Source organism: Pseudomonas monteilii NBRC 103158 = DSM 14164 (assembly GCF_000730605.1).
Lineage (GTDB): Bacteria > Pseudomonadota > Gammaproteobacteria > Pseudomonadales > Pseudomonadaceae > Aquipseudomonas > Aquipseudomonas monteilii.
Window position 1 is genome coordinate 21129 of record NZ_BBIS01000064.1, and the last position, 10960, is coordinate 32088.

Sequence of the window (10960 nt, forward strand, 5' to 3'; positions counted from 1 at the left end):
GAAGCTAGGCCTGCACCCACTGATGCGGCAGCAGCTGCCCAATCTCACTTGCCCGCTGTGTCGGCAGAAGCCGCGTCAGCACATCTTTGAGATAGGCATACGGATCATGCCCGTTCATGCGCGCCGACTGGATCAAACTCATGATCGCAGCCGCTCGTTTACCACTGCGCAGCGACCCGGCAAACAACCAGTTCGAGCGCCCGAGTGCCCATGGCCGTATCTGGTTCTCGACTTGGTTGTTGTCGATGGGCACAGCCCCATCGTCCAGGTAGCGCGTCATCGCTACCCAGCGTTTCAGGCTGTAATCGAGGGCTTTAGCTGTGGCTGAGCCGTTGGGCACCAGGTCGCGCTGAGCCAACATCCAGTCATGCAGTGTTTTGCTGATCGGTACCGCCAGTTCCTGACGTATTCGCCAACGATCTTCATCACTCATGTCCCGCGCCTGGCGTTCGATCTCGTACAAGCCGCTTATCGAGTGCAGCGCTTGTTGGGCCAACTGACTTTTGTTCGCAACATGCAGATCGAAAAACTTGCGGCGGGTGTGGGCCATGCAGCCGATTTCAGTGATGCCTTGCTCAAAACCAGCTTTGTAGCCAGCGAAGTCATCGCAGACCAACTTGCCGTTCCAGTCGCCCAGGAAGTTGCGCGCATGTTCGCCCGCACGGCTTGGGCTGAAGTCGTATACCACGGCTTTGAACGCCGAAAACGGCGTGCTGCTGTAGGCCCAGACGTAGGCCCGATGGGTTTTCTTCTCGCCTGGCGCAAGCATTTGAACCGGTGTTTCGTCAGCGTGAATCACGCCCTGCTTCAGCACCGCTTCTCGCAGAGCATCGACCAGCGGCTGGAGTCGCACTCCGGTCTGTCCGACCCACTGGGCCAAGGTCGAACGAGCAATTGCCAGCCCGGCGCGGCCGAAGATGTTCTCCTGCCGATAGAGCGGCAAGTGATCAGCAAACTTGGCCACCATGACGTGGGCCAGCAAGCCTGCGGTCGGAATACCTTTGTCGATAACCTGCGCCGGCACCGGCGCCTGAGTCAGAGTTTCGCACTGACGGCAGGCCCATTTGCCACGCACATGTTGCTCGACCGTGAACACGCCTGGCGTGTAATCCAGCTTTTCGCTGACATCTTCGCCGATGCGCTGAAGTTGGCAGCCACAGGCACAACACTGGGTGCTTTCTGGCTCGTGACGAATCACCGTGCGTGGAAACTGTGGCGGCAATGGGGCACGTTTCGGCGATTGCCGTGGCTCGGCCTGTGACGAAGCGGGAAGAAGCTGTTTCAGCTCGGCCTCGATCGCTTCAAGGTCTGTATCGAGCAGGTCATCCAGCAAGCTGCCTTGCGCCGGGCTGATTTGCTCGCTGCGCTTGGCAAACTTGTGGCGTTTGAGCAGGGCGATTTCGAACTTGAACTGTTCGATGAGGATCTCATCGTTCTGGATCTTCCTGCTCATCGCCTCGACCTAGGACTGCAACTGCAACGCCTGTGCCGCCAAGGCACGAAGCTGTTCCGGAGTCATCTGGTCGAGGTTGGGCGAGAAAGTCATGCCGCCGATTGTGCCAGAGCAGGCGCAGAACGACGACAAGCAGACCGGCCAAATGGCCGGCGGTTACAGCATGCTGATCACACCGCCTGCGCCGACGCGCTGCCACGGCAGGCCCAGCACCAGAGCCTGGAGTTGTTCGCTGTCGAGTTCGACCTCGCAGCCATGGCGAATGCCGGGCCAGTGGAACTTGCCTTGATTCAGCCGCCGCGCTGCAAGCCAGACGCCCACGCCGTCATGCACCAGCACTTTCATTCGATTAGCCCGGCGATTGGCGAACAGATAAGCGCAGTGCGGCTTCGCCGCACCGAACACCGCGATCACTCGGGCCAATGCCGTTTCGGTGCCGGCGCGCATGTCCATCGGCTCGGTGGCCAGCCAGATCGCATCGATGCGGATCATTGAGCGACAGCCCGAATGAATTGTGCGCAGCCCTCAGGATCCGAGGCTGGCCATTTCACAGTTATCAATTGCCCGGCCATGGGCACCTCAATGATCACTGACGAATCGGCTGGCCGTTTAGGTGCGGCCTTTAACGGAACAAATGCCGGTAGCGAGGTTGCTGCGGGCTGGTCTCGAAAGAGCGGCATCCATTTGCGGATGACGTTGGCATTGATGCCGTGGCTGATGGCGACACTGGACACCGTTGCGCCAGGTTGCAGGCATTCCCGCACGACTTGGGCTTTAAATGGTTTCGGATAAGAGCTTCGTTGGCGCATGGAAATCCTGGCGATAAGGGTGATCGCGTCCGCTTAAAAATACGCGGACACCATCGCCCTTAATGCTGGAGTTCGGAAGGTGAGTTCGCCGGACGCTTACCTACAGTCTGCAGAAGCCGTTCACGCTCGAAACTGGGACGCGTACTCCAGAAGCCGCTGGTTCAGTTCATCTCGATTCTCGCCATAGTGAGCTTCTCGATGACAATTCGGGCATAGCGCTACGCAGTTGTAGAATCGATCCGACACGTCGGCACCTAGCACGTGGTGGACGTCCAGGAAGCCAGGAAATGATCGACTTTCAGTGCATCGCTCACAGCGGTACCGAGCTCGTTCCAGAACCGCCAGTCGTACCTTAGGGTCTCGTTTCACGTGAGACCTAACGGTGCTCACCCTCTCCCCCAAGTCACGGCCTAACGCTGAATAGTCCGGCATCGGGCAATCGTCGAAGGTGTCGTCCGGGTCATGTGATTTCAGGTGGAACCCAACCAGCTTGGCGAGATCGACAACACCTGGCCATTGCCACAACACATCCGCGACCTGGTGGGTATCCGGCATCCGATCATCCTGAAGCCACAGAGTTGGACTTTTCCCGTTCTGGGCATGGTTCTTCGTGATGCTTCCTTTCAGCCCCCTGCGTAGGAGCTCATCGCTCACCTCTCGCTGCCGATTCCAGATCGGATGCAACGCACCTATCGGGATGAGGGCCGCATAAACCACGGTCTCGCCGTCACGCTGAAATAGCAAATTGTGGGTGATGCCCTGGGCGAGGTCTCTGTCCTTCACATATTCCAAGGTGGCGTCCCAGCCACCAGGCCGAAGACTTGCAGTCAACTGCGCCGCAGAATACTTCTGCTCATTCTGGTTGCGACCATCACGCCGCCAGCACAGGCGCACCCGAGCTTTAACGTCATCACCATCAGGGGTGTGGAAAGACACAATCTGCTGGAATGCTGCGCCAGTGGGGATCAGGCGAGCTTCGGTCACCACGAAGCCGCAGGCTTCCAGGAATGGCCGCACAGTTGCGCGGGAGCGCTGTTCAGCCGCGAGGCTTTCTGAGCCTCGGAACTGACGGGGTGATGACTTGGACAACGATACTCTCCAACAGACACCTTGATTGGCACTACTTCATGGTCCGACTTCCTAGCTGCTCGGGCCGTTGGTTGATACAAGCTGCTCCAGGGCAGACCGGGGCCCGCTGGCGAGCACCGACAAACGAAGCGTTGAGCTTGTGTGCGTCTCTTCCATGCCGCGCAGCTTCCCAAGGCGGTAGCCGCAGTTGAACACCATGCACGTCAGCAGCAGGCCACCTACCACATACAGAGTCGTCTCGATTGCCATACCGGTTTCCTATAATTCCAAGCTGCCAGCCAAAAGTGACAGCAGATTGTCTTTTTCGGCAATGTCGTTCGGCTGCGATTTGACGATTTTCTTCAGGACTGCGCGATGCTCGGGCGATCTGCTAACCACTTCTTGAGCATGTTTTCTCGTGTTGCTCAAAACAGCTTCACGCCGAAGCGCTTCACGGCCCCGCGCCCAGCAGGCAAGACGATGTGCCCAGTTCCGATAATGGGTCCTCACCAACGCCATTTTGTATGCAGCTACAGCGCTGCTAACCTCGCCTTCGACTGGATCGGTGGGGGCTCGCAATATAGTTTGACACAGAGCCCACTGAAATTCGCGGCCTCCAGCGATAAGGCCTACCGCTGCGATCGAATCATAGTTTGACACAAGCAGATGCCCCATCGAAAAAAGGCACCCCGTTGCGCGGAATATAGTTTGACACAACCAGCGACAAGCCCGCTCAAAGCGACCTCACCTGTGGCCATGTACCGCACGCCAAGTCGCCCCATCGCCGTTCGGTAGCGTGGTGATCATTGAATAGGCCTGTGGGTGTACGATGGCACAGGTGAACCCTTCGAGACCCCTCATGGCCCAATCAGCGCGCACGACGGTCAAATGTCAGGACCCTGGTGATGGCTCGGGGGATGTGATCGTGGAGTTACCCCCAGACATCCTGAAAGAGCTGAGCCTTGCCGTGGGCGACAAGCTCAGCATCGAGATTGTCGACAGCGTGATCGTGCTGAGGCCAATCCGTGATCCTAATCCAGGCTAACCGCTGACTGTGCCTGACCGGTCTCAGCCAAAGCAGTTTGTGCACGGTCTTCAACCATCTCGACCAATTCAAAGTGTTTGGGGACTCGCGCTTCAGCCAGTCACTCGGCACGAAATGGTGATTCAGGTGCACAATAGTGCTCTGACCATCACCAAATGCACAGAGCATCACGTTCATCTCAGTCTCGTCACCTGCCATCGCCGACGGCACGAACACCCCACCGCCGTCACTTACGCCGAAGGATCGTCGCCACTCGGAGAAACGCTTTCCATCTGAGACCAGTGAGCTCATCGGCCCGGAAAACCTCTCAGGGCTTGGTGTTCGAGCTGACCTTCCAAGAGGCAGACGATGGCGGTGCGTCGAACAAGGTCACCATGCGCTACAGCTATGACCTCAACCGACACCTGGTGCTTGTGGAACAAAAAGTCGCGGCCAAGCGATTCAGCGTTCAATGGGATCGTGCAATCGCCGTCCAAGAGCGGTTGGGCAAGCTTGAAGCACTGCTCTCTGAGCGACTGCCTCAGGAAAGGTCGCCGCGATCCTTTCAACCATGCCCCAAGACTACATGGCGCTCGCTCCTCGCCTGAAGTTAGTCGCCTAACCCGCCTCCCCCTCACTGCGGCTGCTCATCATCCAGCCATGATCTCGCCGCAGTGGATCTGCTCGATGCGCCGATAGGTCTCATACAGAGAGATCAGGTCTCCTTGGGCCATGATCTCCAGAGCAGTTCGCCCTTCAAAGAAAGGGTTGGCATTCCTGAAGCTTGGAAAGCCCCTCACGTTGTCCTGGTTGCTGAATGCAGCCCTCAAAGAACCGTGGATACCGATGACAAGCCCGATCCGCTGCTGCTGATCGAGGTCTAGCCTGCGCCCACACTCCCGTCCCTGCGCAGCGCGACGGAACGTCGACGGGGAAATCCGCAGGATTCTGCAGGCTTGCCCTGGAGTTGCTCGCCAGGATTTGATGATTCGAAGCGCGACCTTCAGACCGACCGAACACTGCTCCCCGGTAAGGCACTGACTGATGACCATGGCCTCAACTCCTACACTTTTTCTTAGCTTACTGCTGAACATGAACCCGATCAAAGTCACGGACTCATGTGCAGAATAGAAAGTGCTCAACTCACGATTTTTAGTTACGCCTTGTCTGGCTTATTGCGGTAGTACGCATTACCACCGAGGACCACATTAAAACCTGGAGGTCCCTGCCAGTCTCGAAATACACCCGTCGACTTGAGTAAGGCCTCAGGATCTACTCCATTCTTTTCGAAAGCATCTAAATCCCATTCAAATAAACTGACGATCGCTTGAAAAGCTGAAAAAGGGACGGTAGAGACAGCTCTAAGACTTCCGCCGCCTATTGGAAGCTTAAGTTTCGTCATATCGTCAATGGCACAAATTATCCTCCTGAGTCGAAAGTGCCAAACAGATTCAAGCAGCGATTCGGCCTGCTGAGCGGCAAGAGGAAATCTGCGCTTACGTATTAGTGCATCCCCCGGCAAGGAAACAGGAAGTAGTTTTTGCAGATTACTAAAATTGACGCGCTTCTGGCCCCTGGAAATTTGATACATGTCCTCCGCCCCCTTCAACAGGATGGCGACAAATGCGCTGTCTCGGGAATCAGTGGCATCCTCGGCCTCAGTGGGTGCTGGGGTTGGCGTGGTGAGCTTGCGCAGCAGCCAAGGTTTATCGTTCTCGTAAAGCCACTTGGTGGCCTTATAGGCGTTGCTCCAGAGGTACTCCAGGCTTGCATGCCCTCGAATTGCCAGCAGGGTTTCGACTTTCTGACGGAACTGCGCCTCTTTGCCGGGTTTTGGCTTTTCATCCAGAGCACGTAGCCTGACACCTGCCACACCCTGAAGAATATGCTCCTTCTTCAGCGCATGCTCAAACTCTTCAGCGCTACCAAACAGGTGCTGCGCAATGATCAAATGCCGAGAAAGGGGCATGTCCACCTGATCTTTGTGCTGAGTAAACCTTATCCACTGGTTGTATTTCCCTGCTGCATAGGCATTATCCATCTGCGAAAGGGATTCATCACCATATTTATCACGAATACTGTCGAACAGCTTCGCGGTGCCTGTAAACTTTCCATGTACGAACCCTCGTTTCTTGCACTGCCTAATATACGTCGAACAAAGAGTCTCACTGCTTTGCGGTGGGATATTGCGCTGGAGGAGTTCATGTGCAAACTCTGCAAATTTCCTTTCGTGATGAGCGCCCTTGCTCACAACCGCCGGACTGAGCACGCTCCAACCGCATACACAGGGCTCTGAGAGAACCGGCAGCAACCGAAGCTTTCGGAAGAACGGCAGGGAGCATTTCGGGCATGCATGCATCAGGGAATCGCCATGACGCCAGCAGACGTACACACCTGGCAAATGGTGTGACCGATGCCAATACGCATACCCCAACTCAAGAAAGTCCTGCTCTACGCACGAGCGGCAAAGCTTTGCCTTGCCATGGACCGTTATCTCTCGGCGAGGAACGCGGGCAACCCCAGAGAAACTGAGCCCTGGATTGCCGGCTTCCGCTCCTTGGCTTACGCCCAGAAACGGCCTATAGGCGGGAAAGGTAGTATTCGTGCTGACGAGATCATCCAGATTCCTCGCCGTTTCACCAGGCAATCTGGCAGCGAGCACGTCAATTTGCTTGGGTAACATGCCTACGTTGAAAGGCTCCGAGCCAAACAGATCGCGGAAAGTCTCCCTAGCGGTTCTGTTACCTGAAAGGAAGTGATAGCGCGTGATGCGGGAATGCAGCATCTCGTCCGGCATAGACATAGGAAAAAACAGAAGATCAGACATCAGTTACCGACTTACAAGGTAGGGCTCGGAAAGGACGCACATCCAGTGATCGGCCTACTTGTAACACACTCAATCCTGTATCAGGGTCAGGACTTTTGAAAATTTACACAAAGAATGACGGCATATAGCCACTACACTTTCACATTTCCTCAACAGATATCTCATCATATATCTATCCGATACTGATCACGTATACATCAGGTATTCCGGGGGCTGGAGGGTGATCCAGCACGTTAGAATACCCTCACACTTTCTCGCAAAAAGTACGCTTCCATAAACGTCCAATTTTCTCCATCTGGCCAGGTCAATTTCCGGCCGGTTTGACGAATGCGAGGGCGGTGGCCACGTCACTTGGTGACGGCCGCTGACGCGCAGCAGCGCCGCCGGCGTCTGGTCTCTCATCCTTCGGTGCCGGCCAACGTGTACCAAAGCCGCGTACCAGGTATCGGTTGGTGCGGTCGAACTCATACTCGCTGTGAAACTCACCTGGGCGGAACGAGACCAGCCGTATGTCATAGAGCCGCGTGACAGCATCACCGATCGGACTTACAAACATGTAATTCCCGGATCACGTGGATGACAGCTCCCAGTCGGTAAGCTTCACTCATGTCTTCATGGAGTAACAGAAATGAACACCGCTAAAAGCATTGCCGCCCTCATGCTCGTAATCGTCTCCTCATCCGCTTTAGCTGAAGGAGGATCTGATCGCTTACACGGAAAGATGATTCAGGCAAATGAGCAAGCAATGCGTGCCTACGCCGCTGCCAATGGAAAAAAACCACCTGAAGTGATCCATTATCGCTACGGAATGAAACTGGATGTGGCGAGAGTTATCAGTATGACTTCGCTCAAAGGTAGCTGCGACGTGATGCCGACACAGATGAATTACGAGGACTCAACAGGTGAGTTGAAAATCCTCGAATATCGCTCTGCTGGAATTAACTGTAGAGGTCAAAACTGACCGAAGGGACAGGGTAAGTCTTGGAGTCCATCGCCTTGGCTTTGCTTTCAGCGACGGGAGGTTGGGCATTTTGCGTTTGAGCTACTCGGTACGATTCCATCGAATTATTCCTGGCCACTTCCATGCGTGCGAAAGTCCGGTCACCACCGCCTTCAGCCATAGCCAAAGAAGAGACGGTCAGAGCCGCGATGACGAACAAGGTTTTGATAGGGTTCATTTGGGGGACCTCGGATGATTATTGGTAACCCCTGAATCCACATCAATCGTTGACTCTTGGGGGGTGAGCTTGAGGCTCAATAGGACTATAAGACTCATCCCCTGTCAGGAAGCTTAGGCCAATATTACAGTTGTGTCAGGTTGCGATATTTCTCTTGACATACAGAGTGATTAGTCCGTAAGGTCTAAGCTATCCAACGACACATAACCTCCATCCACCATCTAAAATTTACCTGTGCGGTGTTGTAAGTTTCCGGTCACTGCACGATGGCGTGGCGTTTTTTGAGTTTTCGCTGAAATCATACCTCGACTCGGACGCACTACGTTAAGCACTTGAGTGTTCGATAGGTGGGAATTAAATGGCAGCGTAACTATAGGTGGCCACCGGTGAGTATCAATTTTGAAAAAGCGCTTGGCTCCGCAGAAAGAGCATTACTTTTTCGCAGCCAACGAGCTGAGGTACTTAGCAATAATATCGCTAATGCCGACACTCCTAACTTTAAGGCCAGAGACTTGGACTTTTCTGCTGTACTGGCTAGCCAAACAAAAGGAGGTTTGGCTACTCCGTTCTCTTTAAAAACAACAAACCCAAAACATATTGCCGTAAACGAATTAGTAAGTGATATTCACGGCGGTGCTTTGCTTTACAGTACGCCGAACCAACCTTCCATTGATCAAAATACTGTGGATCAACAGGTCGAGGTCGCAAAGTATACGGAAAATGAAATTCATTTCGAAACCGCCTTTACTAGATTAAATGGAGCATTTAAGGGGCTACTTAAAGCTCTGCGAGGTGAATAATAAACTTTACCCAGCGAGGGAATCAGCGCCTCAGGCGCTGATTTGGGAAGGGAAACCGAGTGCTTCGACAGTTTTACGGACCTGCTCTGGTTTTTCGCTGCTTTCAACGCTTACCTTACCTGCCGCGCGATCCACGGAAATCATAGCCTCGCTGTCCAGTGACTGAATTGCTTTGGTGATTTTGCTGACGCAGCTACCGCAACCAATGCCTGATAAGTTTAAGACGAACATGGTTATTCCTCTTGTGCTGAGCGGTCTATTTTCACCGCAACAACAGGATCAACGTTGACACGACGGTAAGGTCAAGAGTTATGTATAGCGGGCTGCGAGCATCGGTTACGCTCAATCAATTCGGGTATTCCTCAGCCTCAAAGCATTGAAAACTACAGACGCAGAACTGACGCTCATGGCTAACGCAGCAATCATTGGAGACAGAAGGTGCCCCGTCAGTGGATAGAGCAGGCCTGCGGCGAGGGGAATACCCATTGAGTTGTAAAGGAAGGCGAACCCCAAGTTTTGCCGCATGTTTTTTACCGTTGCAACCGAAAGTGCCCGTGCCCGTAAAATCCCCATCAGGTCGCCTTTTACCAGCGTGAGCTGCGCGCTATTCATCGCGACGTCAGTCCCTGTACCCATGGCAATGCCCACATCTGCTCGCGCCAAGGCCGGTGCGTCGTTGATACCGTCGCCGGCCATGGCAACCTTTCGACCGGATTGCTGGAGGTCCGCCACCAGGCGCTCTTTGTCCTGAGGTTTCACTTCACCATGAACCTCTTCAATACCCATCTCCTTGGCGACAGCACGTGCGGTGGTGAGCCCGTCTCCCGTGGCCATGATGATTTTTACGTTATCAGCCTTAAGCTTGGTGACTGCTTCTTTAGAGGTCGGTTTTATCGGGTCTGAGACCGCCAGTAATCCTGCCAAGACCCCGTCAACTGCTAGATAGATGATGCTGATGCCTTCAAGGCGCAACAACTCTGCACGGTCTTGTAAGACCTTTGTGCTCACGCCGGCAGCTTCCATCAGTGCAGTGTTGCCCAGCTGTACTTTCTTGCCATCAACGAGGCCACTGACTCCGATCCCCGATCCGGACTCAAACGATTCAGGCTTGGTGAGCGCAACATTTTCAGTTCGGGCGTGATCGACGATGGCATGAGCTAAAGGATGTTCGCTGCCTTGATCAAGGCTAGCGGCCAGTTGAAGCACATCGTGTGAGTTGAAATCGGGTGTGGCCTCCACACTGTGAAATACCGGCCGTCCCTCTGTCAGGGTCCCCGTTTTATCGACAATCAGTGTGTCGATCTTGCAAAGGTTTTCAATGGCACTGGCATCCCTGAACAGCACACCCATACTGGCGGCTTTACCTGTCGAAACCATGATCGACATGGGCGTTGCGAGACCCAGTGCACAGGGGCAAGCGATGATAAGTACGGCAACAGCGTTTATCAGGCCGAAGACCCAGCTGGGTTCCGGACCGAATAGCCCCCAGCCTAAGAGTGTCAGCAACGCAATCGCGATAACCCCCATCACAAAGTAGCCGGCAATCGAGTCGGCCATTCGTTGCATTGGCGCCTTGGAGCGTTGGGCTAGAGCGACCATTTGTACTATCTGCGACAGCATGGTGTCGGCGCCGACCTTTTGCGCCTTCATCACCAAGCTTCCATGAGTATTAAGCGTGGCGCCGATCAAACTATCCCCTGCTCTTTTCATTACCGGCACAGGTTCACCAGTGAGCATGGATTCATCCACCGCACTTTCTCCCTCGAGTACAGAGCCATCAACTGGCACTTTTTCACCAGGG

At 54.6% G+C, this 10960-nt stretch carries 12 protein-coding genes and 1 pseudogene; 3 read left to right on the forward strand and 10 right to left on the reverse strand.

From position 1 onward, the window contains the following. Positions 1-4: 4 nt before the first annotated feature. The 5 genes and pseudogenes from tnpC to PM2_RS26970 form a co-directional block, all read right to left on the reverse strand. Positions 5-1546 (reverse strand): annotated as a pseudogene (gene tnpC / locus PM2_RS26955) (IS66 family transposase). Between the two features lie 63 nt (positions 1547-1609). Beyond that, positions 1610-1945 carry an IS66 family insertion sequence element accessory protein TnpB gene (tnpB, locus tag PM2_RS31675; RefSeq protein ID WP_004575513.1) on the reverse strand — a complete coding sequence of 112 codons (336 nt, stop codon included), beginning with the start codon at positions 1943-1945 and terminating at the stop codon, positions 1610-1612. Next, complete coding sequence (gene tnpA / locus PM2_RS30435; protein WP_004575512.1) at positions 1942-2262, reverse strand: IS66-like element accessory protein TnpA; 321 nt, start codon at positions 2260-2262, stop codon at positions 1942-1944. Before tnpA ends, tnpB begins: the two co-directional genes overlap by 4 nt. 120 nt (positions 2263-2382) lie before the next feature. Further along, a complete protein-coding gene (locus tag PM2_RS26965; RefSeq protein ID WP_232435431.1) occupies positions 2383-3351 on the reverse strand; it encodes an HNH endonuclease in 969 nt (322 codons plus the stop codon). A 51-nt stretch (positions 3352-3402) separates the two neighbouring features. Further along, positions 3403-3600 carry a hypothetical protein gene (locus tag PM2_RS26970; protein ID WP_004575510.1) on the reverse strand — a complete coding sequence of 66 codons (198 nt, stop codon included), beginning with the start codon at positions 3598-3600 and terminating at the stop codon, positions 3403-3405. A gap of 589 nt (positions 3601-4189) precedes the next feature. Between PM2_RS26970 and PM2_RS30875 the strand changes: the two genes are divergently transcribed. Continuing rightward, complete coding sequence (locus tag PM2_RS30875) at positions 4190-4375, forward strand: AbrB/MazE/SpoVT family DNA-binding domain-containing protein (RefSeq protein ID WP_154670346.1); 186 nt, start codon at positions 4190-4192, stop codon at positions 4373-4375. Between the two features lie 629 nt (positions 4376-5004). Here PM2_RS30875 and PM2_RS26985 read toward each other — a convergent pair. Next, a complete protein-coding gene (locus PM2_RS26985; RefSeq protein ID WP_004575506.1) occupies positions 5005-5406 on the reverse strand; it encodes an antitoxin Xre-like helix-turn-helix domain-containing protein in 402 nt (133 codons plus the stop codon). A 104-nt stretch (positions 5407-5510) separates the two neighbouring features. After that, positions 5511-7181, reverse strand: coding sequence for a TnsD family Tn7-like transposition protein (locus tag PM2_RS30440; protein ID WP_080634930.1), 1671 nt, complete (start codon positions 7179-7181; stop codon positions 5511-5513). Between the two features lie 628 nt (positions 7182-7809). Between PM2_RS30440 and PM2_RS27000 the strand changes: the two genes are divergently transcribed. Next, positions 7810-8142: a DUF2790 domain-containing protein gene (locus tag PM2_RS27000; protein WP_004575503.1), complete on the forward strand. Its 333-nt coding sequence runs from the start codon at positions 7810-7812 to the stop codon at positions 8140-8142. Here PM2_RS27000 and PM2_RS30450 read toward each other — a convergent pair. Beyond that, complete coding sequence (locus tag PM2_RS30450; RefSeq protein WP_080634929.1) at positions 8120-8359, reverse strand: co-regulatory protein PtrA N-terminal domain-containing protein; 240 nt, start codon at positions 8357-8359, stop codon at positions 8120-8122. The genes PM2_RS27000 and PM2_RS30450 overlap by 23 nt on opposite strands. Before the next feature lie 386 nt (positions 8360-8745). On the opposite strand from PM2_RS30450, the gene flgB reads away from it, so the two are divergent. Continuing rightward, positions 8746-9159, forward strand: coding sequence for a flagellar basal body rod protein FlgB (flgB, locus tag PM2_RS30455; RefSeq protein WP_004575502.1), 414 nt, complete (start codon positions 8746-8748; stop codon positions 9157-9159). Positions 9160-9189: 30 nt separating this feature from the next. Here the strand turns inward: flgB and PM2_RS27005 are convergent, their stop codons facing one another. Further along, complete coding sequence (locus tag PM2_RS27005) at positions 9190-9390, reverse strand: heavy-metal-associated domain-containing protein (RefSeq protein WP_004575501.1); 201 nt, start codon at positions 9388-9390, stop codon at positions 9190-9192. 111 nt (positions 9391-9501) lie between these two features. Next, positions 9502-10960 (reverse strand): copper-translocating P-type ATPase (locus PM2_RS27010; RefSeq protein WP_033741024.1); only part of this gene is annotated, 1459 nt, incomplete at its 5' end.